Annotated in this window: 25 protein-coding genes; 5 read left to right on the top strand and 20 right to left on the bottom strand. The window is 55.1% G+C overall.

Annotation, left to right across the window (positions count from 1 at the left end):
* Positions 1-18: 18 nt before the first annotated feature.
* Both glf and JQR86_RS08935 read right to left on the bottom strand, forming a co-directional pair.
* The gene (glf, locus tag JQR86_RS08940; protein WP_010798427.1) at positions 19-1,224 is read right to left on the bottom strand and encodes a UDP-galactopyranose mutase; all 1,206 of its coding nucleotides are present in this window, start codon (positions 1,222-1,224) and stop codon (positions 19-21) included.
* Entirely contained in the window at positions 1,212-2,402 is a 1,191-nt protein-coding gene (locus JQR86_RS08935) for a glycosyltransferase family 1 protein (protein WP_125888446.1), read from the bottom strand. The genes glf and JQR86_RS08935 overlap by 13 nt, the downstream gene beginning before the upstream one ends.
* Positions 2,403-2,834: 432 nt before the next feature.
* Between JQR86_RS08935 and galE the strand changes: the two genes are divergently transcribed.
* Positions 2,835-3,944 (top strand): UDP-glucose 4-epimerase GalE, encoded by a 1,110-nt coding sequence (gene galE / locus JQR86_RS08930; protein ID WP_010798429.1) that lies wholly within the window; start codon positions 2,835-2,837, stop codon positions 3,942-3,944.
* Positions 3,945-3,997: 53 nt separating this feature from the next.
* Here galE and JQR86_RS08925 read toward each other — a convergent pair whose 3' ends face one another.
* Both JQR86_RS08925 and JQR86_RS08920 read right to left on the bottom strand, forming a co-directional pair.
* Positions 3,998-4,600, bottom strand: a complete 603-nt coding sequence (locus tag JQR86_RS08925) for a glutathione S-transferase family protein (RefSeq protein WP_125888447.1) — start codon at positions 4,598-4,600, stop codon at positions 3,998-4,000.
* Between the two features lie 15 nt (positions 4,601-4,615).
* Positions 4,616-5,773, bottom strand: coding sequence for a PLP-dependent aminotransferase family protein (locus JQR86_RS08920; RefSeq protein WP_407361865.1), 1,158 nt, complete (start codon positions 5,771-5,773; stop codon positions 4,616-4,618).
* 80 nt (positions 5,774-5,853) lie between these two features.
* On the opposite strand from JQR86_RS08920, the gene JQR86_RS08915 reads away from it, so the two are divergent.
* The 3 genes from JQR86_RS08915 (at position 5,854) to JQR86_RS08905 (ending at position 8,245) form a co-directional block, all read left to right on the top strand.
* Entirely contained in the window at positions 5,854-6,324 is a 471-nt protein-coding gene (locus JQR86_RS08915) for a MarR family winged helix-turn-helix transcriptional regulator (protein WP_010798432.1), read from the top strand.
* A gap of 120 nt (positions 6,325-6,444) precedes the next feature.
* Positions 6,445-7,047, top strand: coding sequence for a LysE family translocator (locus JQR86_RS08910; protein ID WP_407361866.1), 603 nt, complete (start codon positions 6,445-6,447; stop codon positions 7,045-7,047).
* 10 nt (positions 7,048-7,057) lie between these two features.
* Positions 7,058-8,245 carry a benzoate/H(+) symporter BenE family transporter gene (locus tag JQR86_RS08905; protein ID WP_434154710.1) on the top strand — a complete coding sequence of 396 codons (1,188 nt, stop codon included), beginning with the start codon at positions 7,058-7,060 and terminating at the stop codon, positions 8,243-8,245.
* Between the two features lie 72 nt (positions 8,246-8,317).
* Here the strand turns inward: JQR86_RS08905 and rluB are convergent, their stop codons facing one another.
* From rluB to zwf, 4 genes are all read right to left on the bottom strand, one after another.
* The gene (gene rluB / locus JQR86_RS08900; RefSeq protein ID WP_074826701.1) at positions 8,318-9,424 is read right to left on the bottom strand and encodes a 23S rRNA pseudouridine(2605) synthase RluB; all 1,107 of its coding nucleotides are present in this window, start codon (positions 9,422-9,424) and stop codon (positions 8,318-8,320) included.
* Positions 9,425-9,595: 171 nt separating this feature from the next.
* Positions 9,596-10,234: a bifunctional 4-hydroxy-2-oxoglutarate aldolase/2-dehydro-3-deoxy-phosphogluconate aldolase gene (locus JQR86_RS08895; protein WP_010798436.1), complete on the bottom strand. Its 639-nt coding sequence runs from the start codon at positions 10,232-10,234 to the stop codon at positions 9,596-9,598.
* A gap of 11 nt (positions 10,235-10,245) precedes the next feature.
* The gene (gene pgl, locus JQR86_RS08890; RefSeq protein WP_010798437.1) at positions 10,246-10,956 is read right to left on the bottom strand and encodes a 6-phosphogluconolactonase; all 711 of its coding nucleotides are present in this window, start codon (positions 10,954-10,956) and stop codon (positions 10,246-10,248) included.
* Entirely contained in the window at positions 10,943-12,412 is a 1,470-nt protein-coding gene (gene zwf / locus JQR86_RS08885; protein ID WP_010798438.1) for a glucose-6-phosphate dehydrogenase, read from the bottom strand. The genes pgl and zwf overlap by 14 nt, the downstream gene beginning before the upstream one ends.
* A gap of 161 nt (positions 12,413-12,573) precedes the next feature.
* Between zwf and JQR86_RS08880 the strand changes: the two genes are divergently transcribed.
* Positions 12,574-13,449 carry a MurR/RpiR family transcriptional regulator gene (locus tag JQR86_RS08880; protein WP_074826707.1) on the top strand — a complete coding sequence of 292 codons (876 nt, stop codon included), beginning with the start codon at positions 12,574-12,576 and terminating at the stop codon, positions 13,447-13,449.
* Between the two features lie 44 nt (positions 13,450-13,493).
* Here JQR86_RS08880 and JQR86_RS08875 read toward each other — a convergent pair whose 3' ends face one another.
* From JQR86_RS08875 to edd, 12 genes are all read right to left on the bottom strand, one after another.
* On the bottom strand, positions 13,494-13,667 hold the full coding sequence (locus JQR86_RS08875; protein WP_010798440.1) for a DUF1289 domain-containing protein: 174 nt from the start codon (positions 13,665-13,667) through the stop codon (positions 13,494-13,496).
* A 74-nt stretch (positions 13,668-13,741) separates the two neighbouring features.
* On the bottom strand, positions 13,742-15,058 hold the full coding sequence (locus JQR86_RS08870) for a carbohydrate porin (RefSeq protein ID WP_019365555.1): 1,317 nt from the start codon (positions 15,056-15,058) through the stop codon (positions 13,742-13,744).
* 76 nt (positions 15,059-15,134) lie between these two features.
* The gene (locus tag JQR86_RS08865; protein ID WP_434154707.1) at positions 15,135-16,346 is read right to left on the bottom strand and encodes an AGE family epimerase/isomerase; all 1,212 of its coding nucleotides are present in this window, start codon (positions 16,344-16,346) and stop codon (positions 15,135-15,137) included.
* Positions 16,347-16,355: 9 nt separating this feature from the next.
* Positions 16,356-17,267 (bottom strand): carbohydrate kinase family protein, encoded by a 912-nt coding sequence (locus JQR86_RS08860; RefSeq protein WP_434154706.1) that lies wholly within the window; start codon positions 17,265-17,267, stop codon positions 16,356-16,358.
* A gap of 9 nt (positions 17,268-17,276) precedes the next feature.
* Entirely contained in the window at positions 17,277-18,380 is a 1,104-nt protein-coding gene (locus tag JQR86_RS08855) for an ABC transporter ATP-binding protein (protein ID WP_019365552.1), read from the bottom strand.
* 8 nt (positions 18,381-18,388) lie between these two features.
* Complete coding sequence (locus JQR86_RS08850; protein WP_010798445.1) at positions 18,389-19,234, bottom strand: carbohydrate ABC transporter permease; 846 nt, start codon at positions 19,232-19,234, stop codon at positions 18,389-18,391.
* A complete protein-coding gene (locus JQR86_RS08845) occupies positions 19,227-20,156 on the bottom strand; it encodes a carbohydrate ABC transporter permease (protein WP_010798446.1) in 930 nt (309 codons plus the stop codon). The genes JQR86_RS08850 and JQR86_RS08845 overlap by 8 nt, the downstream gene beginning before the upstream one ends.
* Positions 20,157-20,234: 78 nt before the next feature.
* Positions 20,235-21,494: an ABC transporter substrate-binding protein gene (locus tag JQR86_RS08840; protein ID WP_010798447.1), complete on the bottom strand. Its 1,260-nt coding sequence runs from the start codon at positions 21,492-21,494 to the stop codon at positions 20,235-20,237.
* A gap of 158 nt (positions 21,495-21,652) precedes the next feature.
* Positions 21,653-23,110 carry an ATP-binding protein gene (locus tag JQR86_RS08835; protein ID WP_434154704.1) on the bottom strand — a complete coding sequence of 486 codons (1,458 nt, stop codon included), beginning with the start codon at positions 23,108-23,110 and terminating at the stop codon, positions 21,653-21,655.
* Entirely contained in the window at positions 23,085-23,822 is a 738-nt protein-coding gene (locus JQR86_RS08830) for a response regulator (protein ID WP_010798449.1), read from the bottom strand. The genes JQR86_RS08835 and JQR86_RS08830 overlap by 26 nt, the downstream gene beginning before the upstream one ends.
* Positions 23,823-23,909: 87 nt before the next feature.
* On the bottom strand, positions 23,910-24,878 hold the full coding sequence (locus JQR86_RS08825) for a glucokinase (RefSeq protein WP_010798450.1): 969 nt from the start codon (positions 24,876-24,878) through the stop codon (positions 23,910-23,912).
* Positions 24,875-26,701, bottom strand: a complete 1,827-nt coding sequence (gene edd / locus JQR86_RS08820; RefSeq protein ID WP_074826722.1) for a phosphogluconate dehydratase — start codon at positions 26,699-26,701, stop codon at positions 24,875-24,877. Before edd ends, JQR86_RS08825 begins: the two co-directional genes overlap by 4 nt.
* Positions 26,702-26,727: the final 26 nt, after the last annotated feature.

The raw sequence follows: 26,727 nt of genomic DNA, 5'->3' as shown, positions 1-26,727 counted from the left end.
CGTAATGTGCTCCGGTCTTTATACTGCCGAGACTTCAGCAGTGTCCTCAACCACACCTTCCGATTCCGCGATACGCTTGTAGGCTGTCAATGCCTGTCCAACGACCTGGTCCATGTTGTAGTACTTGTACGTACCCAAGCGGCCCAGGAATGTCACGTTAGGCGTCGAGTTAGCCAACTCCTGATATCGCTTGTAAAGCTCGGCATTTTCCGGGCGAGGGATTGGATAATAGGGATCGCCCTCCGCCGACGGATATTCATAGGTCACGCTGGTTTTCAAATGCTCTTGGCCGGTCAGGTGCTTGTATTCACTGATACGGGTGTATGGAACATCTTCAGAGGGATAATTGACGACTGCCACAGGTTGGAACTGCGCCGAATTGACCGTTTCGTGATGAAACTTTAGCGAGCGGTACGGCAGCTTGCCGTAGCAATAATCAAAATATTCATCGACAGGACCGGTATAGATCAGATGATCGAACTGGACTTCGTTACGGATCTCGCGGTAATCGGTGTTAAGCATAACCTTGATGTTGGGATGATTCAGCATCTTCTCAAACATACGGGTGAAGCCATGCAATGGCATGATCTGGAAGGTATCGCCGAAATAGCGATCATCCGTATTGGTACGGGTAGGAACGCGCGAAGTGACTGATTTATCCAGCTGTGACGGATCAAGCCCCCATTGCTTACGGGTGTAGCCACGGAAGAACTTCTCGTAAAGCTCACGGCCTACCTGATTGATGACAACATCCTCAGATGTCCGGATAGGCTCTACCGGTTCAGCCCGACCTTTCAGGAAGCTCTCGGCCTCCTCGTCTGTTTTCAGGTCAAGACCATACAGCGCATTCACCGTGGTACGGTTGATCGGGATCGGTACCAGTTGATCGTCCACATAAGCGAGCACCTTGTGCTCGTAGGTACGCCACTCGGTAAAACGGGAAAGATAGTCTACGATCCGCTGCGAGTTGGTATGAAAAATATGCGGGCCGTAGCGATGAATCAGAACCCCTGCCTCGTCATAGTGATCATAGGCGTTGCCCGCAATATGGGGCCGGCGGTCTACAATCAGGACACGCTTATTGAGCCCTACGGCCAGACGCTCAGCCAGTACGCTCCCGGCAAATCCGGCGCCTACGATCAGATAGTCGAACCCACGTCTCTGGGATTCTTTTGAACTCGCTGCACCTGCAGACATGGCTTCCCCCTCGTTTATCGTGCGCATTTCATTTGCTCCGTCATGCCCTGCCAAGTGGCATCCCATGACATTTCACCCAGGATAGAATCGGCCTGTTTCAAAAGCCCTTCCCGATCCTGGGCATCTACCAGCGAAGCCTCTACGGCACGAATGAATGCTTCAGCGCTATCTGCAATACGGACGATACCCGACTCACCATAGGTGCGTACCACATCGGTAATGGGTGTCGATACGACAGGCTTACCGCCTGCCAAGTACTCGGGCGTCTTGGTAGGGCTGATGAAACGTGTCGACTCGTTTAAGGCAAAAGGCATGATCGCGACGTCCCAGCCCGCAAGATAATGGGGCAGCTCGTCATATACCTTGCCGCCCAAGAGATGAATATTGTCGAGCTTAGGCAAACTATTGGGATCTATCTTGACAACCGGACCAATCAGCACAATGTGCCAATCAGGCCGTTGACGCGCGACCTCGGCCAGCAAATCGATATCCAGACGCTCGTCAATCACGCCATAAAACCCAAGACGCGGATGCGGAATACTGTTCTGGTCATCAGGATCAAGCTGCTCGGCGCGGGCTTGAGCGAAATGAGCGATATCTACACTGCTCGGGAAAGGATGGGCGTTAGGGTGGCGCTCGCGCTTGGCCTCATACAGGCTATAACCGCCCGTAAACACCACATCGGCCTTTTCCAACAGAAGTCGTTCACGTTCCAGCATTTCCGGCGGCGCGCCTCGGAAAGCAGAAAGCTCATCCATGCAGTCATACACGGTAAGCGTGGATTTGAGGTGATGGCTGAAGGGCCAACTCATGGGAGTGTAATACCAGAGAACCGCCTCCTCGATTCCGGACTCTTCGACGTATCTGTCCAGCAGACGCTTCAATACTGCCTCAGCCGCCTCGCCCTGTACGTCCGCAGGCAGTCTGGGTACCAGACGCGTAACGCCTAGATCAGCCTCGATTTCTTCAAGCCAGGGATTGGGTTCATCCGATGGCATCGGCTCTTCAAAGAACAGTACGTTGTAGTCGCGCGCAAAGCGGGACATCAAGTGCTGAGGCCGTTGGTAGACGAAATTCCAGCGCAGATGGGAAAGACAGATCAGGGTAGGAAGGTTTTCCCTGCCTGATGCATCAAAGCCCATTTCCGTTCTGGATGACGGCTTTGACTTGCCAATCTCATATTGAAAGGGTCCAGCCCAGCTCATCGATTACTCCTTAACTCGTGTATGACCAAGTCAGGAACTCGTACAACACGAATCGAGTTCTATGCCTTTTCCCGTTGGAAAGATCCGATTCTTTCCATTTAAGAGCTAAACCCGCCGGCTACTCATTACGCCAAAACCGGCAAAAATCAGAACACCTTGCATTCGAACATCATCGAATATCAATAGAGTCACTGGGCGGTGAGACTGGTTCTGAGCAAACCCAGTTCCAACCCTTTCGTCGATACATGTTTTTTTACACTTACCTCATTCCTATAGGAACTAGTCGTCATATCACCGGGTCTGGCTTTATACATGCATATTCTTTGTGCATGGCCTGTCTTGTTTGCCGCTTCGAATAGGCCGCTGAACCTCGTTCAGCGCTTCGCTGTGTCGGCGTGCTTTGTATTACGACTAGATCAATGGAGCGTGACGATGATTCTTGTGACTGGGGGCGCGGGTTATATAGGGTCGCATGCTGTTTTGGAGCTGTTACTGTCAGGGCAAGACGTTCTCGTGTTGGATAACCTGTGCAACAGTTCACGTGTAGCATTACAACGGGTCGAGCAGCTAGCTGGCCGCAGCGTGCATTTCGTCAAAGGTGATATACGCCGACGCGCGCAGTTGGATGCTCTGTTTGCACAATATCCAATCGAGGCTGTCCTGCACTTTGCCGGGCTCAAAGCAGTAGGCGAAAGCGTAAGACACCCGTTGAGCTATTACGACAATAATGTGGGTGGCAGCCTGACGCTTTGCCAGGCAATGGCTGACGCGGGTGTTTTCAAGCTGGTGTTCAGTTCATCAGCAACCGTTTACGGCATGCCTGACACGGTTCCTATCAGCGAGCAGGCACCTACCGGTATACCAACCAATCCGTACGGGCAATCCAAGCTCATGGTTGAAAACCTGCTGCGCGATCTGGCTGCTGCAGATCCTCGCTGGTCCATTGCCCTGTTGCGCTATTTCAATCCCATAGGTGCACACGAATCCGGCATGATTGGTGAAGACCCAAGTGGCATTCCCAATAACCTTCTGCCATACATCACGCAGGTAGCCATTGGCCGTTTGGAGCGCTTGAGCATTTATGGCTCGGATTACCCTACTCCAGACGGTACCGGGATACGTGATTACATTCATGTAGTCGATCTGGCCAAAGGACATCTTTCCGCCCTGCGCAAGCTACAAAGCGTCAAGGGAGCGCACGTCTGGAACCTCGGAACCGGGCGCGGCTATTCGGTACTGGAGTTAGTCAGGGTGTTTGAAGAGGTTGCACAGATGCAGCTGCCCTATCGCTTGGCGCCTCGCCGCGAGGGGGATGTTGCGGAGTGCTGGGCCGATCCTCACAAAGCCGAACAGGAACTGGGTTGGAGAGCAGAACGCAGCCTGACGCAGATGATTGCCGATGCTTGGCGCTGGCAATCGCAGAATCCAAATGGTTATCGTGTTGCAGAGACAGTGAAGAAGTCCATCAAACAGATTCCAGCAAAGCCTATTACAGGCACTACCGGAAGCCGAATAAACACGTCTGCCAACGCCTCGGCTTGATTCTCAGCTATAAAAAGGCCGCTGTAAAACAGCGGCCTTTTTATTCCCGTCAATCAGTCATACATGCCCACATGCTGCGGATGGCTTGCAACACGCTGCAGCCAGGCATTGATGGCAGGGTACCGAGACAAGTCGAATCCACCCTCTGCCGCTACGTGCGTATAGGCGTAAAGCGCAATATCGGCAATGGAGTACGTATCGCCTACCAGATACGGTGTCCGGGAGAGTTGCTGCTCCATAACATCCAATGCCTTATAGCCTTCCTTAAGGCAACTTGCATGTTCGGCACGCCGCTCTTCAGGCATGTCAAGGTAAAACTGAATAAACCGCGCCACTGCTACGTAGGGCTCATGACTGTACTGCTCGAAGAATTGCCATTGCAGTACATGAGTCCGCAAACGCGGCTCCCGGGGCAGGAATGTGCTGCCTTCTGCCAGGTAGTTCAGAATGGCATTGGACTCCCATAGGTAGGAGCCATCATCCAGCTCAAGCACAGGAATCTTGCCATTGGGGTTTTTTTCAAGAAACGCTGGAGAGCGTGTCTCGCCCTTTAAGATATCTACATCAACCCATTCATAGGCAAATCCGCGCAAGGCCATCATCAGCTTGACCTTGTAGCAGTTGCCGGAACGCTGGTCTCCATAAATCCGGTACATAATGATCTCCTTTCATTACAAGGCCTGGGCGGCCTTTATGACACTGGCCAAACGGCTCAGCCCTTCATCAACACGCTCAGGTGCCACATGGCTGAAATTCAGGCGCAAGCGACCAAGGTTGCCCTCCGGGTCACTGAAGAAAGGCTCCCCAGGCATGAAGGCCACATCCTGAGCCAAAGCGGGCTCCAACAGCAAGCGTGTGTCGATTGGCTGGCGCAGTGTTAGCCAGAAAAATAGCCCCCCCTGAGGCTGATTCCAGTCTGCAAGCTCACCAAAGTGGCGAACCAGCGCAGCCTGGAAGGCATCGCGACGAGCACGATAGAAATTGCGCAGTTCTTGAATATGGGCTTGGTAACGTGGCGTTCCGACCCACTGCAAGGCCTGCCATTGCCCGATACGATTCGTGTGCAGGTCAGCGGCCTGCTTGAGGCGCAGCAAATAAGGATACAGATCAGGAGAGGCAATCAGATACCCCACGCGCAAACCGGGCAGTAACGTCTTGGAGACCGTACCGGTATAGATCCAACTGGTTCTCTTCAAGCGGCTTACGATAGGCGTAGCCGGTAAATCATCAAAGATCAGCTCGCGATATGGCTCATCTTCGATCAGCGTGACGCTGAACTCATCCATCAAGGCTGCCACTTGATCACGGCAGGCTTCGGTGTAACGTACACCGGACGGGTTCTGGAAAGTAGGAATCAGATAGGCAAAGGCTGGCTTGTTGGTCTCGAGGCACTGGCGCAGCGCTTCAATATCCATGCCTTCCGCCGTCAGTGGTACTGTCAGGCAATCGGCACCGAAAAATTGAAAGCTCTGCAGCGCAGCCAGATAGCTGGGGCCTTCTAACAGCACCTGAGTATCTTGGTCGATGTAGAGTTTTGCAGCCAGATCCAATGCCTGTTGCGAACCAGCCGTAACCAGTACTTGACTGGCATCACACTCAACGCCCAAGGCTCTGGCCTGGGCAGCGATCGCTTCGCGCAGCTCCGGCTCTCCTTCGCTCGTTCCATACTGCCCCAGATTCACCGGCAGAGCATCCCATTCCACGCGAGGCAACATCTCCTGCGCAGGCAGACCACCTGCAAAGGACATCACTTCCGGACGCTGTGCCGCTGCCAGAATTTCGCGGATAAGACTGCTTTTTAGACGGGTAACGCGTTCGGAGAAAGCCATGGAAGCACCAGTAGTCAGCGGCCGGAGAATAAGTCAAACTGCTTGACCGAAACTACGCTGAACCGGATAGAAGCGTCAATATGCTTGACCTAAAAAATACCGTAGCCCAACGCCAGGCGATGCAGTCATTCTTCTTCGGTTACCAGGCATTTACTGCCAAGGCCGACGAAATGCTTTCGCGCCGCGGGTTTAGCCGCGTACACCAGCGTATTCTCTTTTTCGTGGCTGGCTCGCCAGGGATCAGCCACAAAGAGTTGCTGGAGGCTTTGGGGGTTACCAAGCAGGCCGCTAATCCGCCCGTTCGCCAGCTAATTGAAAAGGATATGCTTGTGGTGGAGTCAGACGCGGAAGACAAGCGCAAGCGCAAGTTGCGGCTGACATCGCACGGTGCAAAGCTTGAGCAGCTCCTGCGGCGGGAACAAGTCAAGCTGCTACAGCGTGCCTTTGACGAAGCCGGAGAAGCCGCAGTAGAGGGATGGATGAAAATCAACCAGACGCTGGCAGGCCAGGAGCGCCAACGCGAATCGAGCCGGAAAGACGGGTCGACTTGAGCACAGACTAGCGGCTTCATTCAGACAAAGCCTGATCGACTGTACGGCTCCTTCTACAAGTGAGTGTATCGGTACGCCAGCCAACAGGCTGTTTATGCTGGAAAAAAAGGAAGTCCAGCCATGACAGCCGAATTACTTACCGCTTTTATACTTTTCGCCTTCGTATCCTCAGCTACTCCGGGTCCCAATAACATGATGCTGCTCGCGTCAGGCGTTAACTATGGTTTCCGCCGGACACTTCCGCATATGTTCGGCATTAGCCTTGGGCATATGGTGATGGTAATCACCATGGGATTGGGTCTTGGACAATTGTTCAGCCTGTACCCCTCACTGCAGATGGCCTTGAAGGTCGTGGCTACTGCATACCTGTTGTACCTGGCATGGAAAATTGCCAACGCCGCACCGCCTACGCCCAAGCAGGCTTCCGGCAAACCATTCGGTTTTTTTCAGGCAGCTGCCTTTCAGTGGGTTAATCCAAAAGCCTGGGTAATGGCCATAGGCGCCGTCACCACGTATTTGCCCGTTCAAGATTTCAACAGCAACCTGCTGCTGATAGCGCTGCTGTTTGCGCTTATCAACCTGCCTAGCGTTAGCCTTTGGACGCTGTTTGGTATGGCATTACGTACACTTTTGAATAGCCCGATGCGTCTGCGTGCGTTCAACTGGACGATGGCTGCCCTGCTAGTTATTTCTCTGTACCCGATTCTGCTGTCTACCCATTGAAGACCGTACCATGACCGTATCCACCGCCTTGCGCCCTTTTGCCGACACATCGCCTTCTTCAATCATTGCCGGTTTCGTAGCGATGCTGGTTGGCTACACCAGCTCCCTGGTGCTTATGTTCCAGGCAGGCCAGAATGCAGGGCTGAACAGCGCTCAGATTTCCTCCTGGATCTGGGCGCTGTCCATCGGGATGGCGATAACCACGATCGCGCTCTCGCTGCGCTTCAGGACTCCCATCGTCATCGCGTGGTCTACCCCCGGTGCTGCCCTGCTGATGACCAGCTTGCCTCAGGTCCCTTACAGCGAGGCTATTGGCGCTTTCATGTTATGCGCCCTCCTCACGGCCTTCTGCGGTATGACTGGCAGCTTCGAGCGCCTGATGCGCAAGGTTCCTGCTGCATTGGCCGCCGCGCTGCTGGCGGGCATCCTGTTTCGGATCGGCATTGAGATCTGCTCGGCTACTGAGCAGCAACCTCTGCTTGTAATAGGCATGTTCCTGACGTATTTGCTGACCAAGCGACAGGCACCCCGTTATGCCGTATTGGCTGCCCTGATGATTGGAATGATCATCGCCGCCGTCGTAGGACTGTTGCATTTCGAGCACTTTCATTTGCAACTGGCGGTGCCTGTCTGGACCACACCGTCCTTCTCCATGTCCGCCATCATCAGCATTGGTATTCCGCTATTTGTTGTTGCCATGGCTTCTCAAAACATGCCAGGCATTGCGGTGTTGCGGACCGACGGCTATCAGACACCTGCCTCACCCCTGATATCCGTTACCGGAATAGCCTCGTTACTGTTGGCCCCATTCGGCTCCCACGGAATTAACCTGGCGGCCATCAGCGCAGCCATTTGCACAGGGCCTGAGGCCCACGAAGACTCACAAAAGCGCTACACCGCAGCGCTCTGGTGCGGCTTCTTTTACGGTATAGCCGGAACGTTTGGTGCAACACTGGCAGCCCTGTTTGCAGCGCTTCCTAAAGAATTAGTGCTATCCATCGCGGCACTTGCACTGCTTGGGTCCATCATGAATGGGCTTAACAGTGCCATGAGCGACCCTAAACAACGCGAAGCCGCTCTTGTCACCTTTCTTGTAACCGCTTCAGGCATGACATTATTAGACGTTGGGTCGGCTTTCTGGGGAGTGGTCGCAGGCCTGATCACCCAGTTAGTCCTGAATTGGAAAAAGGCTGCTTGATCAACGATGATATAGGTAGAGCCCATACAAATACGGCTCGCCTAGGCGAGCCGTTCGAGCACAGATAACCGCTTAGCGTTTACCGCGATTATTACTACCAAAGCCTGGACGCTGACCTTCACGGGCTGGACCATTACGGCGCTGTGCCGGTGCGGCCCGTTCCCGGGCAGGGCGCTCGCGACGTCCGTCATCGCCAGAGGCATGCTCTTCACGAGTCCGTACCGGACGCTTGCGCCCACTTTCGGATGGGCGCTCAGCCAATGGCGTGCCACCACGGCGGCCCTCGCCCTGCGGCTTGCCAGAGCGCTTGTCACCACGGCCGCCGCGGCCAGCCTCAACAGGCTTGCCGGACTTGCGCTGCATACGCTCAAGCTTTTCGCGAACCTTCGCGGTCACAGGAGGCAATTCAACAGGCGTCAGCCCTACTTCTGCGCTGAGAATATTGATCTCACCCTGCATCATCTCGCGCCAGCGACCCATGGACAATTCAGCCGTCAGGAAAACCGGTCCGAAACGTACCCGCTTCAAGCGGCTGACCAGCACGCCCTGGGATTCCCACAGGCGACGAACCTCTCGGTTACGTCCTTCCATGACTACGCAATGGAACCAGTGGTTGAAACCGTCCCCATTGGGAGCCTGTTGGATATCGGTAAAACGTGCAGGACCGTCTTCCAGCATGACACCTGTCTTGAGACGCTCGATCATGGCCTCATCGACTTCACCACGCACACGTACCGCGTACTCCCGGTCCATCTGATAAGAGGGATGCATCAAGCGGTTGGCCAGTTCACCATCGGTTGTGAACAAAAGCAGGCCAGTCGTGTTGATATCCAGACGACCAATATTGATCCACCGCCCGCCTCTCAAGCGCGGCAATCGGTCAAACACCGTAGGACGCCCTTCGGGGTCATCACGGGTGCAGACTTCACCTTCAGGCTTGTTGTAAATCAGTACACGGCGAACATTTTCGGTGGCCTCTTCGCGGCGTAGCACACGCCCGTCCACAGCAATGGCATCCTGAGGCGTAACACGCTGACCCAGAGTGGCGACATTTCCGTTTACTTGAATACGGCCCTCGGCAATCCAGGCTTCCACATCACGGCGGGAACCTACACCCATACGGGACAGGACTTTCTGGAGTTTTTCCCCGACTGGGGTATGAGGAGTGTTGTCGTTCATAAGGCACCTCCCGGTGTAAGCGGCAACAAAAAGGCGCGCATCATAGCGTCACCTGGCCTTTGAGCCTAGCGACTAAATGACTCGACGTGCAGGCCTTTCGACAGAAAAGAGATGGATGGTCTGAGATGCAGACGGCCTGCATGATACAGGCCGTCGAACAAGATGACTGCCTTAATCGAGCGCAGCCAGGGCTTCGCGGCAAAGCTGCTCTATCTTTGTCCAGTCACGCGCCTTAATAGCGTCGGAAGGCAGCATCCAGCTACCTCCTACGCACATGACATTGCTTTGCTGGAAATAGGCTTTGACATTACTCGGATTGACGCCGCCCGTTGGGCAGAATCGAAGATCGCCAAAAGGACCGGCAAAGGCTTTAAGCGCGTCTATTCCACCGTAAACGTTGGCCGGGAAGAGCTTGAAGCGACGGTAACCCAGCCGATAGGCACGCATGATGTCTGAAGGCGTAGCAATACCGGGCAGTAGCGGCACATCGCTTTTAACGCCTGCCTCAAGGATTTCGTCCGTGCAGCCGGGCGTTACAATGAACTGAGCACCTGCTTCTACCGCAGCATCAAACATGTGGGTGTCCAGAACAGTACCGACACCCACCGTTAGCTCCGGGCGTTCCTTGCGCAGCAGGCGCACAGCATCCAAACCATGGGCAGAGCGAAGCGTGACTTCCAGTGTCTTGAGCCCCCCCGCTGCCATCGCGTCAGCAAAAGGCAGGACGTCAGCCGGATCGTTGATCACGATGACGGGCAGGATGCGTGCTTTCTGGCTCAGCGCATCAATGGCAGCGATCTTGTTTTGCATGTCACTCATCCTCAAGGGCACCAATAGATCTTCAGCGGCTCTCGCAGGAAGGCGCTGATAGGAGTCGCCAGCTCATCACCGGCAGTTGCAGCGGTTTGCAGAGCGGCCAACTTGCTCTGACCCTGGATGGCCAGGAACTGATTGTGAGCACCAGACAACAATGCGCGTGTCATGGTCAGGCGTTGACGAGGCACGGAAGGTGCCCACATGGGCAGGCACAAGCGCTCGCTCTGTGGATCAAGCGCATCCTCAAGCCCAGGGCTTCCGGGAAACAACGAAGCAGTATGTGCATCGTCGCCCATTCCCAGCACCAGCACATCGATAGGCTTGGGCAGATTCTGCAAGCGGTTATCAGCCTCCTGAGCAGCCGTTTCAGCGTTTTCGCCAGCGGCATAGAGGTCTACAAACGTCGCTGCACGGGCTGCATTACGCAACAGGTGCTTGCGAATTAGCCCGCCGTTGCTATCCGGATGTTCTAAAGGCACCCAGCGCTCATCGGCGAGCGTAATCGTGACCTTCGCCCAGTCCAGCTCCTGCTCGGATAACTGTTCAAAGAACGGCACTGGGCTACGACCACCCGAAACCACCAGTGTGGCCGCCCCTTTCTGTGCAATGGCCTCACGAAGCGCAGCCGCTACAGCTTGGGTCAGCTGCTCAGCATGGGCCTCACGACCGTTCAGCTCAATGAATTCGACGCCTTGTGGCAGGTTAGATATCGCCATACCAGGATCTCCCGTCACGTGCAATGAGAGCAATGGAAGTCAGCGGGCCCCATGTGCCAGCTGCGTATGATTTCGGGGTATCGCCCATTTTTTCCCAGCCTTCCATGAGCTGGTCGCACCAGCGCCAGGCCGCCTCGATCTCGTCCTTGCGCACGAAGAGAGACTGGTTGCCCTGCATCACTTCCAGCAACAAACGCTCATACGCGTCTGGTACCCGCGCCGACTTGAAGGCCTCGGAGAAGTTGAGCTGCAACGGACCGCTGCGCAGCTGCATCCCTTTGCTCAAGCCTTGATCCTTGGTCATGACCTGCAGGGAAATCCCTTCGTCCGGCTGAATACGGATGATCAGTCGGTTGTTGATCAGACTCCGCTGCTCAGGCGCGAAGATGTAGTGTGGCGGTTCCTTGAAATGAATAACGATCTGCGAAAGTTTTTGCGGCATACGCTTGCCGGTACGCAAATAGAAAGGCACTCCGGACCAACGCCAGTTACGAATATCGGCGCGAATGGCCACGAATGTTTCCGTGCTGCTGCTCTCGTTGGAGTTTTCTTCCTCCAGATAGCCGGGCACCGGCTTGCCATCGCTGTAACCACTCGTGTACTGGCCCAGCACGACACGGCTGGCCAGCTGATCGGCGGTGATCGGCTCGAGCGCCTTGAGCACCTTGACCTTTTCATCACGAATACTGTCCGCCGAGAGATCAGCGGGCGGGTCCATTGCAGTCAGGCAAAGCAGCTGCAGCAAGTGGTTCTGCACCATGTCGCGTAGCTGCCCGGCCTGATCGAAATAACCCCAGCGGCCTTCGATTCCTACTTTCTCAGCAACCGTAATCTCCACATGGGAGATATAGTTCTGGTTCCATTGGGTCTCGAACAGACTGTTTGCAAACCGCAGAGCAATCAGATTCTGTACGGTTTCCTTACCCAGGTAATGGTCGATACGATAGACCTGACTTTCCGGGAAGAACCGAGCCACGGAGTCGTTCACGACACGCGAAGACTCAAGGTCATGGCCGATGGGCTTTTCCATGACGACACGTGTACGGCTGCTAAGCCCTACCGCATCAAGATTCTCGCAAATCGAGCTGTATACTGAGGCGGGTGTTGCGAAATACGCAATCACCGTTTCGGAGTCACCTACGTCTTCGGCCAGTCCGGCATAGTCTTCCATGCGTCGGAAATCCATGGCACGGTAGCTTAAGCGGGCGGCGAAACGTTCCCAGACGGCTTGATTCCAGTCAGCATTCGGCACGTAATGCCGAACCCGCTCTTCAATATGAGCGAGCTGCTTGGTGCCGTCTCCTTGATCTCGAGCAAGCGCGACGATACGCGTGTCATCATGGAGGAGACCTTCGCGATCGAGTTGGTAGAGAGCCGGAAACAACTTGCGCAGAGCGAGATCGCCCAACGCGCCGAACAGGGCCAAAGTGCAAGGGAGTACGCGAACTGCTGGCATATATTCGTTCTTTTACGAAAAGTTGGTGAATGAAAGCCCAGTTTAAGTGAGCTTTCCCCTTTTACGTAGTATAAAAATCAAAAATTTAATAAAACCTTTTTGTGCAGCCTTATTCCTCTATAGCTGTACGATAAAAGGATGACAACTTTCAGGAGCATTTGATGGATCGGGCCAGCACATTGCTGCAATTGATTCAGACCCGTCTGCCGGAATTGAACCGTGCCGAACGCAAGGTAGCCGAGGTTATTCTAAACAATCCACGGCAGGCTACCCGCCTGACCATTGCTGCTCTGGCGCAGGCAGCTCACGTCAGCGAACCGACCGTCAACCGCTTCTGCCGATCACTGGGAATCAGCGGCTACCCTGAAATGAAGATTCAACTGGCTCAGAGCATCGCCAGCGGCGCCGTCTACGTAAGCCAGGCGGTGGAAGCGGATGATGAGCCTGAAGCCTACTCAGAAAAGATTTTCAGTAGCACCATCGCCTCGCTCGATAATGCTCGTCAGCGCATGGATGCTCAAGTGATCAATCGAGCCGTCAATCTCCTGATTCAGGCACGGCAGATTCATTTCTTTGGCCTGGGTGCATCTGCACCCGTAGCGCTGGATGCCCAGCACAAATTCTTTCGCTTCGGTCTGGCTGTTTCGGCCCATTCAGACATTCTGATGCAGCGCATGCTTGCGTCTGTAGCGCAGATAGGCGAAGTCTTTGTCATCATTTCCTACACCGGCCGCACGCGCGAACTGGTGGATGTTGCCAAGCTGGCACGGGATAATGGGGCATCAGTTATCGGGATGACTGCTGCTAATTCTCCGCTTGCGAAGGTTTCAACACTTAGCCTTGATATTCCAGTGCCCGAAGATACTGATATCTATATGCCAATGTCGTCACGTATCGTTCAGCTGACAGTACTCGACATTCTGGCCACTGGCGTTACGCTGCGCCGCGGCGTTGATTTCCAGCCGCACCTGCGCAAAGTAAAGGAAAGTCTGGTAGCAACACGCTATCCAATGGAGCAGGAACAGGAAGAGTTGTAATCGACGAGAAAGGCTGGAGCAGTACGCTTCAGCCTGTAGCGAGGTTATTTCTTCTTGAGCTTCTTGAGACGCTTGCTGGCCTTTTCGACTACATCCTTGCGCTCTTTGTCCTTCATGGACTTCCAGCCCTTGATTTCATCGCGGCTGCGGCCGCATCCCTGACAGACTTCATCCTTGAGCTTGCATTGGCTTACGCAGGGACTCTCAACCTTACCCACAGGGCTACCTCAGCATCTGGACACAGCGAACAGTATAAACACACTGCTCGCTGCGCCCAGTACCATCTGCGGAATTAGAACACCGCTTGGACCTTCAGGCCGCCGACAACAGCATTATCGACTTCCTTGACGCCACCCGGGTTACGCATGTACTGAATATTCGGACGTAGGGTGAGCCAGTTGGTCACGTGTACGCCGTAGTACAGCTCAGCATCGTATTCGCTGTACTGCAGCGGTACGTAGCCTGGGTTGTCATAATCGTCGATACCGGTAGCAAGGTTGGCTGCACGCTGCGCATCACGCGCATCGCTGTTGGTGTGGATACGGGCCACACCGAAACCGATGTCGTCTTTTGGTCGCGCATCGAATGGTCCCTTGTACACCACACCAGCCTGGATGTAGTTGTCTACCTTGTTGGTAGCCTTGTCATGCACCGTGAAGTTGGCAAATACACTCAGACCACGAGAAGCATCACCGTTGTGCTTGGTCAGCTGCTGCTTGGCTACAACCCAGTAGCCATGCTTACTGGAATGACGGCTGGAAACACCATCCACATCATCCGCATCAGCGGTGCTGTAGTAGTAACCGAAGCGGTACTCACCCGGCAGGCTGTTCAGTGTTGGCAACCATACCAGCTCAACTGGCAGGATCACGCCTTTGGCACCGCTGGTATTCATCTTGAAGCCATTACCGGTTTCAAGCAGCGACGGGTTCTGCTCGTAAACCCCAACCTGCGCAAACAGCTCAGGTGTCAGGTTGTACTTGACGCGCATGGCCCACTGGCTGACCGGCCAGTTGTACCACTGATCACCTACCCAGTTACCCACCTGGGAGCCACAGAACGCCAGGTTCTGGAAGTCACAGTCGAACGAGTTGAAATCTTCACCCTCGCCGAAACGACCCGCTTTGATGTCTAGGCGGCCATCAAAGAACCCCTTGCTCAACCACAACTGGGTAAGGCGCCAGGTCTGGCCGCGACCCCAGACTTCTTGTACGGAAGAATACGTACCGGAACGTGGATCACCAATATTGTCGTTGGTCAGGTTACGGCCGTCACGTGAAGTAATGGCAACTTTGAATACGGAATTCTCCCAACCCAACGTCTTGTTCATGTCGACCGCCAGGCCGAACATGTACTGGGAAGACCAACGTGCGGTGTGATCCTTGTCGTATCCACCTCGCATGTTGGTAGCGCCTTCCCCGACGTACTCCAACTTGATGTCGTACCCCTTATCTAGCAGTTCAGTACGCAGGCCACCCCAATCGCCTGTCATACCACCTGCTTCAGGGTCGAAGGCATCGGCTGCATGGGCAGTGGCACTGAGTCCACCCAGTGCAGCTAACGACAACACAGCCAAGTGCCGTACGCGTTTGCCTTTATGCTTATACATTCTTCTCGGTCCTTTATAATTTTTAATGGGCTATACGCAACACACCACAGGTCCCACGCCAATAACTGGCTAAACTTCACGGCAGAACATTGAGTACCTCGTAACAGGCTCCCATGGTGTGGTAGTCGACCTTTCCGGCCGGACTTTTTTCGTCGGAATACTTGGTATTTCGACGGTCGAGGATGCGCCACCAAGCGCCATACTCGTGATCAATGAAATGCTCCCAACTATAGTGCCAGAGCTGTTCATATTGTTTCCAATATTTACCGTTGCCGGTGCGCTCGGCAAGCAAGGCTGCAGCCGCCAAGGCCTCGGCCTGAACCCAGAAGTACTTGTCTGGATCACAAACGCTGCCATCCGGAGCGAACCCGTAATATAGGCCACCATGTTCATGATCCCATGAGGTTTTCCACGCGGCATCAAACAGCTCTGCAGCACGTGGCGCCAACCATGCCTGGGGACGATGGCGCTCGAGAATCAGCAAGAGCTTGGCCCACTCGACCTGATGTCCAGGCTGGAAACCCCAAGGGCGGAACAGGTTGGCGGGATCATCTCTGTTGTAATCCCAATCGATGCTCCAATCCTGATGGTAATGCTCCCAGATCAACCCGCCTGGTACATCCTGAGCAACCTCAGCGCTTTCCTGGCTAAGTGCTGCCTGGCGCTGAGTCATGTTGAGTGCAAGCGTTTCGGCGCGGTCCAGATAGCGGGACTCTTGTGTCGCCTCATAGGCAGCCAGAAGCGCCTCGCAGGCATGCATGTTGGCATTTTGTCCACGATAGGAGGAAACCTCGGACCAGTCGGCACTGATCTCATCACAGTACAGACCTTCTTCTTCACGCCAAAAATGACGCTCGAAGGTATCCCACGCTTCAGCCAGCCATGCTCTGCTCTCCTCGACTCCTGCCATGACGCCGTGAGAGTACGCCAGGATAACGAATGCCAGACCATAGGCATGATTGGTGCCGTCTACTACTTTGTCGCCCTTCAGTAGCCAGGCGTAGCTGCCATTGGGCTGCAGATGTTTTTCCCTTAGAAAGCGAAGCCCGTGCCGTGTGGCGCCCAAGTATTCAGCGTTGCCAAACTGCCGATAGGCCATTGCAAAATTGAAGACGAAACGGGTACTGGAGACAAGATGGCGCGTCTCTCGATCATAGATATCACCATTGCCACGGAAGAACTGGAAAAACCCGCCCTGCTCGTCAATGCAGCGTGGATAGTAGAAAGCCAGCGTATGCTGGATATGATCCAGCAGAGTGTCACGTTGACGGAAGTCTGGAAAGTTCATGCGAAGTCCTTAGGCAGGAAGCGGCGAAGTCGCCATCATGGCGCGAACGTCATCAAGCGTCGGCGCATAGGCCCCCGATTTCTGGCAAGACACCGAGGCACAGGCAGCTGCGAAAAGTAGTCGCTCTTCCAGTGATGCGCTTGAAATGATCCCTGACGCCAACCACCCCGCCATACAGGCGTCACCGGCACCTACGGTGTCCGCCACATGAATCGGAATACCAGGCTGAGTCCACTCCCCCTGGCTGGAAAGCAGCGTGATGCCCTTGCCACCCTGCGTATAGAGGATGTTGGCCTCTGGATTCATCTCCCGCAGGCGGCTCAAGCCCTGTTCAGGCGTTAATCCGGGATAGATATTTTCCAGGTCTTCGTCAGAAAGCTTGATGTCGTCTGCCAGCCTCACAAGGGTTGGAAAGATACGACGACAGTAGTCATCGCCCATCAGGTTTCGCCAGTTGGGGTCGTAGCTGATACGTTTACCTCCTGCCTTGGCCTTTTCTGCCTGTTCAAGCAGTTTGGAAGCCAACGGCTCACGGGCCAGACTGATGCAGCTGAAGTGGCAGAGTTCAGCAGCCTCGAGCCAGCCTTGCGGCAACGCATCAGGATCAAAGGCTAGATCCGCCTCCCCAGCAAAGAAATACCGAGGTGGATTGCTGGACGGCACTACTGCCACCAGCGGATCAGCTTCGACCCGCTGCAGAAAACGCATATCCAGTCCGGACACCTGAGACTGCTCATGAATCTCATCGCCTAGAGAATCCTGGCTGATTGATCCCGCAAACGCAGCGGGTACGCCCAGACGCGCCAGCGTCCGGGCAACATTCCACGGTGCACCGCCTGGATGGCCTTGCCACTGTCCGGGTGAATGCTGGACCAGATCGGTCAAGGCCTCTCCAAAAACCACCACACGTGGCAATGTCATAACTTTCTCCTAAGCGATACGAGCACCTGAAGCAGGTTCGAATAATACGAGACGCTCTACATCAAGCTCTAGCGTTACGATTGATCCGATTTCAGGAGTGTCGACTGGCGCTACTCGACAACACACCTGGACGCCATTGACCTCGACATAAACCAGAGTGTCGGGGCCTGTTGGCTCCACGACCTGCACTCGGGCGCTGACCAATGGCAAATCGCCGATCTGACCACTGCGAATACAAATTTGCTCAGGTCGAACCCCTAAAATTGCTTCGCGACCGTCTGCCAGAGCGGTTTGAAGCATGGGTAGACCAATAGCGGTACGCTCGCCATGCCCCTGCAAACGCACCACAGGGCGCCCGTTTTCCTGCTCCAACGCGACAGGAATGAAGTTCATTGGCGGAGAACCAATGAAGCTGGCCACGAAGAGGTTGGCGGGGTTGTTGTAGATTTCCTGGGGAGTACCAAACTGTTGAACTTCTCCCTCTTTCATAACTGCGACACGGTCGCCCAGCGTCATGGCTTCGATCTGGTCGTGAGTAACGTAGACAGTTGTAGTCTTGAGCCGCTGGTGCATTAGCTTGATCTCGGTGCGCATTTCCACACGCAACTTTGCATCAAGATTTGAGAGCGGCTCATCGAACAGGTAAAGCTTGGGGCGGCGCGCCAGTGCGCGCCCCATGGCGACACGTTGTTGTTGCCCACCGGATAGCTGCGAGGGTTTGCGCTCGAGCAAATGCTCGATCTGCAAAAGCTTGGCGACACGGTCCACTTCCGCCGCGATCTGGTCAGCAGGTGTCTTGCGGATCTTCAACCCAAAGGCGATGTTTTCCCGCACCGTCATGGTCGGATACAACGCATAGGATTGAAATACCATGGCGATATCGCGGTCCTTGGGCTCGACCGCAGTTACATCCTCACCACCCAGCATGATGGCCCCGCTGGAAATATCTTCCAGGCCAGCGATGGCGTTCATCAGCGTAGACTTACCGCAACCGGAAGGACCAACCAGGATCAGGAACTGCCCGGTCTCGATACTGATGTTGATACCTTTAAGCGCTTCCTGAGCAGCGTTGCCGTAGGTCTTGCGGACATTTTTAAGTTCTAGTGCGGCCATGATTGTTCTTATCCTTTGACGACGCCCGAGGTCAGACCACGGACGAAATACTTGCCGGCGAAGATGTAAACGAGCAGTGTCGGCAGCGCCGCAATCATCGCAGCGGCCATATCCACGTTGTATTCCTTGGCCCCGGTACTGGTATTGACGAGGTTGTTGAGCGCTACCGTAATCGGCTGCGCAGAGCCGCTGGCGAACACTACGCCAAACAGAAAGTCATTCCAGACCTGAGTGAATTGCCAGATCAGGCTTACCATCACGATAGGGGTGGAAAGCGGCAGCAGGATCTTCCAGAAGATGGTGAAGAAGCCTGCACCATCGAGACGTGCCGCCTTGATCAGGGCATCCGGAATACCGACGTAGTAGTTCCGGAAGAAAAGCGTTGTGAAGGCCAGACCGTAGATGACGTGAACCAGCACGAGTCCGGTGGTGGTATTGGCCAGACCCAGCTTGCCCAGGGTGAATGACATTGGTAACAGAATGACCTGGAACGGGATGAAGCAACCGAACAGCAGCATGCTGAACAATACGTTCGAGCCCTTGAAGCTCCACTTCGACAAGGCGTAGCCGTTAAGCGCACCGATGAAAGTCGAGATGATGACGGCAGGAACCGTGATCATGAAGGAGTTCCAGAAGTACTCGTGAACCGTACTCCAGGCCTTTATCCAGCCAATGAGTGTCCAGTCTACGGGTAACGTCAGCAGGTTACCGGTGCGCACGTCATCCGGTGTCTTAAAGCTGGTTAACAGCATGACTACCAGTGGCACGAGATAGACAGCGCAAGCCACCAGAAGCGTAGTGTGAATTGCAATGCGGTTGAAAGACCAGCGCTTGCTATGGGAAAGATCAGCCATGACGCTTGCTCCGCAGTTCGGAATAAAGGTAAGGCACCAGGATGGCAAGCACCGCGCCAAGCATCAGGACGGAGCTGGCCGCCCCCAACCCCATTTGCCCGCGTGTAAAGGTGTGTTGATACATGAAGACCGCAGGAAGGTCGGATGAGTAACCGGGTCCACCGGCGGTCATGGCCATTACCAAGTCAAAGCTCTTGATCGCAATGTGTGACAGGATCATCACGGCACTGAAAAAAACAGGTCGCAAACTGGGTAGAACGATGCGCAGATAAATCGTGGGCAGCGAGGCTCCGTCAATTTGTGCGGCACGAATGATGGCGCTATCCACGCCGCGTAAACCGGCCAGGAACATTGCCATGACAAAGCCGGAGGCCTGCCAGATCGCAGCGATCAGCAAGCAATAGATGACCCTATCCGTATCAACAAGCCAGTCAAAGCGGAAACCTTCCCATCCCCAGTCGCGCAGGAGCTTGTCCAGGCCTAACCCTGGGTTGAGCAGCCACTTCCAGGCAGTACCGGTAACGATCATCGATAGCGCCATGGGATAAAGATAAATGGTGCGGATAAAACCTTCGCGTCGGATGCGTTGATCCAGCAGGATGGCGAAGAACACGCCGATGATCAGGCAAAGCAGGATAAACATCCCGCCAAAGATGGCCAGGTTTTTACAGGCCACCAGCCAACGGTCGTTGGCCAGTAGGCGTTCAAACTGGGCAAGACCTGCAAAGTTATACACCGGCATGAAGCGGGACGTGGTCAATGAGATCACGGCCGTCCACAGCATGTAGCCGTACAGGCAAACAATCATTGCCACCGCGGTAGGGGCCAGAACCAGCTTGGGAAGCCATTTCTGGAGGCGGTCAGGCTTTCGTACAGACGTGCTGGTACCTGTGCGCATGATTTGCACTTCGCTTAAAGACATCGAAGAACTCCTGATCCAACCCGTAGGTTGGTATTTGCATCAGGACCGGGCGTCTTGCAACGCCCTGCCCTTACTGCATTACTGCGCCGCTTTGATGGAGGCGACCAGTTGTTCGGTCGCCTTTTTGGGGTCGGCGCTTGGATCGTTGAAGAAGTTGGTGATCACATCGAAGACAGCGCCCTGGATATAGCTGGTGTTGGCCATGCTATGCGCCAGGCTTGGCTCCGCTTTGCCCGAGTCGTTGGCTGCCTGGAAATCCTTCATGGACTGTTTGGCACAGTCATCGAACTTCGCCATGTCGATATCATTGCGAACAGGAATCGAGCCTTTGTTCAGGTTGAAGACTTCTTGGAAAGGCTTGTCGATGACAGTACGGGCCAAGTCGTCCTGGGCTTTCCTGTTTGCCTCGTCCTTGAGCTTGAACATGGCCAGGGAATCGATGTTGTAGATGAAGTCACCCTGAGTGCCCGGCATGACTACGCACAGGTAGTCCTTGCCAGCAGTCTTGTTTGCAGCCGTAAACTCGGCCTTGGCCCAGTCGCCCATAATCTGCATACCGGCCTTGCCATTGATGACCATGGCGGTAGCCAGGTTCCAGTCACGGCCCGCTGCATCTGGGTCGATGTAGTTGCGAATACGCTTGAAGGTCTTGAACACTTCAACCATCTTGTCGCTGCGCAAAGTGTCTTCGTCAGTTTCGACAAATGCCTTGTGATAGTCCTCTGGCCCCATCATGGCCATGACCAGCGACTCGAAAATGGTGGTGTCCTGCCAGTTCTGACCGCCGTGGGCAATCGGAATGATACCTGCTGCCTTGAGCTTGTCTGCAGCCTCGAAGAACTCATCTAGTGTCGTTGGCACCTTGGCGCCCGCTTTCTGGAAGGCCTCAGGGTTTATCCAGAGCCAGTTGATGCGATGAACACCGGCGGGAACGGCGACGTAATCACCATCATGCTGCATGGTTTCAGCGATGCGCTTGGGCATGATGCTGTCCCATTTTCCGGCCTTGGCGATGTCGTTCAGGTTGGTAAGAAAGCCCATGTCAGCCCACTCCTGAATGTCGGGGCCTTTGAGCTGTGCTGCAGAAGGAGGATTGCCAGAAACCGCACGGGTTTTCAGAACGGTCATCGCGGCCTCACCGGCACCGCCGGCAACCGCGAAATCCTTCCAGGTATCGCCCTGCTTTTGCATCATTTGCTTGAGGGTATCGACAGCCCGAGCTTCACCACCTGAAGTCCACCAATGCAGGACTTCCACTTCACCCGCCTGGGCGGTTAGGGGTAATTGGCTCAAGCAGGACAAAGAAACCGCGAGGGCGAGACGATTGAGTGCTTTCATGATCAGTGACCTTGTTGTTTTTATAAATCTGATCGGAGTCTAGCCAGCCCTTGGCCAGCGTGGGTAACGAAGGGAATCATTAATGTCACAATGCCGTTACATTAGGCGGCTTTTGTAGATATCGATCACAATTTTACGCCACTCGTTTCAGGGCGCCTCTAGCGCGGCAACGTCAGCGTGACCCGCAGGCCCCCTTCCCGACGATTGCGCAAGACCACCTCCCCCCCATGGGCATGGGCTAAATTGCGCGCAATCCCGAGCCCCAATCCGTATCCCTGCTGTTGACCTGTCAGGCGGACATGCGGTTCGAAAACCTGCTCTAAATCCTTTTCTGGCACCCCTGGGCCTTCATCGTCGACATGCAACATGAATACCTTGCCATCATCCTCCACCGTCAAGTGCGCCCGATTACCGTATTTCAGCGCGTTGTCGAGTACATTGCCGATACAGCGCTTCAAGGCCAGCGGCTTGCCGGGATAGAGAGCTACCGCCTCACCTTGCAGCGTCGCTCGAGGCTGCTCACCGGCCTGGTAAGGCTCGACGATATTGCTCAGCAGGAGATTGAGGTCTACCGACTCGATGTTTTCGTGAATATCGGTGTCCTTGACGCACTGCAGTGCTCCCTTGACTAGCAGATCCAGTTCGTCAAGGTCTCGATTGAAGCGCGCCTGCAATGCCTCATCCTCCAGTAACTCGGCACGGAGCCGCAGCCGGGTGATAGGAGTCCGCAGATCATGGGAAATCGCACTGAAAAGCTGGCCCCGCTCGGCCAGGTATCGACTGATACGATCACGCATGGTGTTGAAGGCGCGTGTGACTTCCTGAATTTCACTCGCCCCGACTTCAGGAAGGGGTTGAACCTGTGCCTCCAGCGAAAGCTCACGTGCCTCTTGCGACAAACGTTTAAGCGGCCGGCTCTGCCAGTGGATGAGCAGGCCAATGAACAATAGCAGAAAAGCGCTGCTGAACAGGATGAACCAAGCCTGCTGCAGAGGCAGGAACGGCTCATCCAGGGTGAGATAAGGGGCTGGCATCAGTGTCCCGATGTAGACCCACTCCTCCGGACCTATTCGTATCTGGGTGACCAGAATGGGCGGATCTAGTGGTTCAAAGCTGAGGACGTAGTGCGCCCAGGAGCGTGGCAACTCATCCAGGGAAAGATTGCCATTGAACAGGCGCAGGTGCTTGGGGCTAACAAACTCCACATACATCGGCATCCCATTGCCGAGACGCTCCCGCAAGACTGACTCCACAGCATGAAGTACCGCCTGCTTGCCAGGCGAATCGGGCAGCGGCTCCATGATCAAGGGCTTTTCATTAAGCGATACGAAAAACCGTGTACCGCCCATATTACGCAACTGCTCCAGCACTACCGGACGATACGCCGGCGGTAGCAGACTGAAGTAACGCACGCTGGCCGCAATGGAGTAACCAAGGCTGCGCGAAGCGTTCAGCAGACCTTCCATTCGGCTGGCACGCAAGTGCGATATCCAGAAGAGGCTGGAAACGCCCTGGGCCAGCAGAACCGCCAGCAGCGTAAGCAACAGCATTCTTCCCAACAATGAGTGCGGTACCAGCCGCTGGAGTGCCTTAAAAAACATCTGCGGTCGGGCCATGCACCTGCGCCGCCAGAAGGTAGCCACTGCCGCGTACCGTGCGAATTAGTCGAGGCGATTTCCCAGTGTCACGCAGCCGTTGACGCAAGCGGCTGACGGCCATGTCCACGATGCGGTCAAGCGGCATGACTTCACGCCCCCGCGTCGCGTTGGCAATCGTGTCACGGTCAAGTATTTGCTGGGGATGATCTAGAAACAGTTTGAGCAGAGTGAAATCAGCGCCGGACAGAATGACCTCTTCTCCGTCCTGGTGGAACAGCCTGTGCGTGACAGTATCAAGACGCCATTCATCAAACACCAATGTGTGCCCCGACTTGGCGTCACCAAAACCTGCGCGCCGGAGAAGCGCTTTAATCCGCGCCTGTAATTCCCGCGGGCTGAATGGTTTTCCAATGTAATCGTCAGCGCCCAATTCAAGGCCAATCACACGATCTGCCTCATCGGAGCTGGCGGTCAGCATGATGATAGGTACTTGAGAGATGGAACCACTCAGCGCCCTGACCCAACGGCAAAGGCTGAAGCCGTCCTCACCCGGCAGCATGACATCCAGTATCAGAAGATCAGCCGGCTCGGCTTTAAGCGCAGTACGAAATCCGTAGCCGTCTGCCACCGCTCGAACACTAAATCCGGCACGACTCAAATAAGCCTCTAAAAGCTCACGAATGTCCTGATCGTCATCGACCAGCAGGATGGATTTACCCATCGGTGTCATAGCGTTGTCCCTTGTCTTTTTTATTATTGCCCCGGTGTCGAAGCATGCACGACACCGGGGGGGAACGCCAAGAGGGGAAACGCGGTATTACTGACCGTTCAGGCTTTGCTGCAAGGCAACCCCTGCGCCAAACAAGCCAGGGTACTCGGCGGTGACCAGCCAGGCAGGAATATCCTGAAGGTAGGCACTGCTCGTCTTACCCTTGTCCGCAAACGCCTTGGCAAAGGCGCCGTTCTGGAAGCGCTCAACAAATCGCGGCAGAATTCCACCGGCGATATAAACGCCACCCAACGCACCTAAGGTCAGCGCAGCATTACCAGCCACACGGCCCAGCCATACGAAGAACTGCTCCAGCACCTCGTCGGCATAGGCGTCACCGGACAGCGCCATTTCACAGATCTCGGCAGCGGTCACGCACTTCTCTTCGCGGCCATCCAGTTCACAGCTGGCCTTGTAGAGATTCACCAGGCCATTGCCGGAAATAATACGCTCCGCCGACACGTGGTTACCAAACTGGCGCTTCAGGATCTTCCAAATTTCGAACTCACGTGGCGTGCCGATCGGCAAATCAACGTGACCGCCTTCGCTGGAAAGTACCATCCAGCGGTCATCCCCGATCGGCAGCAGACCGGCCACACCCAGGCCAGTCCCCGGCCCGATGATCAGACGTGCCCGATTGGCATGCGCCGCTCCCTCACGGACCTGAACGCAATGCGCTTTGTCCAGCTTAGCTACAGCCCAGGCCATTGAACTGAAGTCATTGATCAGAAGCAGGTGAGTCAGACCAAGCTCAGCGCAGAAACGCTCGCGGCTGATAACCCAGTGATTATTGGTAAAACGGAAGTCACCCTCGCCTACCGGCCCCGCGCAGGCGAGACATACGGAGTGGATATCGTCAAGAGCGACACCGGTACGCTTGAGGTATTCACGCACAGCATCTTCGGGACGCTCGAAATCGGCACACGCCATCACCTCGATCGCATCAAGCTGCTGGTCACGCCACAATGCGAAACGGGCATTCGTGCCCCCGATATCCCCTACCAAAGCCAAATTCATTTCAGCGCCTCCAGGCTGGATGTAAATGCACTCGCACCCTTTTCGGCGGTGCTCATTGCTTGCCGCATGAACGCAAAGAGTTCACGTCCCGTTCCAATACCCATGCCTTGCGGGGGCGCCACCTGCTCCCGAGCATTCCACTCGGCAGGATCAACCACCACGATCAACTCTCCGGTTTGTCCATTGACACGCACCAGATCACCGTCACGTACTTTCGACAACGGACCGCCATCGATTGCCTCAGGGCATACATGGATAGCCGCTGGCACCTTGCCGGACGCTCCAGACATACGTCCATCAGTCACCAGAGCGACCTTAAAGCCTCGATCCTGCAACACGCCCAGGTAAGGCGTCAGCTTATGTAACTCCGGCATACCAAGGGCCTTGGGTCCTTGAAAGCGGACCACCGCTACAAAATCGCGGTCCAGCTCACCCGCCTTGAAGGCATTAGCAAGCTCGGCTTGATCAGCAAATACTCTAGCAGGCGCTTCTACGATCTGGTGATCAGGCGCTACGGCAGATACCTTCATGACCCCACGGCCAAGGTTGCCATCCATCACACGCAAACCACCTTCAGGGCGGAACGGGCGCTCGACCGGACGCAGGATTTCCTCATCCAAGCTCGCCACAGGTCCTTCACGCCATGTCAATGTGCCATTCTCCAAGAATGGCTCCTGCAAGTAACGACGTAATCCATGACCCATGACGGTGTTCACATCTTCATGCAGCAAACCGGCATCCAAAAGGGTGCGAATCAGGAAATTGGTGCCACCAGCCGCATGAAAATGGTTCACATCCGCCTTGCCGTTGGGGTAAACCTGCGCCAGCGTTGGAACGACAGCCGACAGATCCGCCATATCCTGCCAGGTCAGTTCGATACCAGCCGCCTGTGCGATGGCGGGAATATGCAGGGTATGGTTGGTAGAACCACCGGTTGCATGCAAGGCCACGACCGAGTTGATAATGGCTTTTTCGTCAACGATCTCACCCAGCGGGATGAAATTACCGCTTTGCTGCGTGATACGTGTCACCTGACGCGCCGCTTCACGGGTCAACTCGTCACGCAGAGGCGTATACGGATTCACGAAGGACGAGCCCGGCAGGTGCAGTCCCATCACTTCCATAACGACCTGATTAGTGTTGGCTGTACCGTAGAAGGTGCAGGTGCCGGGACTATGGTAGGACTTCATTTCGGACTCAAGCAGCTCCTCGCGGGTTGCCTTGCCCTCCGCAAAAAGCTGACGCACTCGGGCCTTTTCCTTGTTGGAAATGCCCGAAGGCATTGGACCACCCGGCACAAAAACGAATGGCAGATGACCAAAACGTAGAGAGCCAATCATCAGGCCAGGAACGATCTTGTCGCAGATGCCCAGGCACAGTGCGGCGTCGAACATATTGTGGGACAGTGCCACAGCGGTGGACATTGCGATGACTTCACGGCTGAGCAGGCTGAGCTCCATGCCTGCTTCGCCTTGGGTTACGCCGTCACACATGGCTGGCACCCCACCGGCGAACTGACCAACGGAGCCTATTTCGCGCAGAGCATCTTTGATGATCTGGGGAAAATGTTCGTAAGGCTGGTGCGCAGATAACATGTCGTTGTAAGACGAAACGATAGCGACGTTAACCTCATCCATAAGACGCAGGCGCTGCTTATCCGACGCACCGCACCCGGCTACGCCGTGGGCAAAGTTGGCGCATTGTAGCTTGGCACGCTGAGGGCCTTCGCTCGCAGCTGCCCGGATCATTTCAAGGTAGCGCGTACGCGTAGGACGGCTACGCTCAATGAGACGCTGTGTAACTTCAAGGACGCGAGGATGCATGGTTCCGATTCTCCAGGCAGGCGAAA

It is taken from the genome of Pseudomonas sp. JZ134 (assembly GCF_051027695.1).
In the GTDB taxonomy this organism is placed as follows: Bacteria; Pseudomonadota; Gammaproteobacteria; order Pseudomonadales; family Pseudomonadaceae; genus Chryseomonas; species Chryseomonas luteola.
This window is presented reverse-complemented; position numbering and strand designations above follow the sequence as displayed.